Annotated in this window: 1 protein-coding gene; it reads right to left on the reverse strand. The window is 66.8% G+C overall.

From position 1 onward, the window contains the following. On the reverse strand, positions 1–208 hold a 208-nt coding region (locus RRF55_RS29445; protein ID WP_439419520.1), incomplete at both ends, for a ferritin-like domain-containing protein.

Raw genomic sequence — 208 nt, forward strand, 5'->3', positions numbered from 1 at the left:
CTGGGTCATCAGATCTTCGGTCGGTGCGTCATCGGCATCGTCGGCCACATCCAGCACTTTCCGGGCAGTGCGGCACACGGCCTCGTTGGCGGTGACCAACTGGCGTACCATTTCACGCCAGTCCGCGCTGTCGGTCAGGCCCGGCTCCTCGGCGATCGAGGTCAGGGCCGCGAACTCGCGGTAGGAGCCCGGGGCGTTGAAGCCCAGT

This window comes from Klebsiella sp. K47 (genome assembly GCF_051858335.1).
Classification (GTDB): Bacteria; Pseudomonadota; Gammaproteobacteria; order Enterobacterales; family Enterobacteriaceae; genus Klebsiella; species Klebsiella pneumoniae.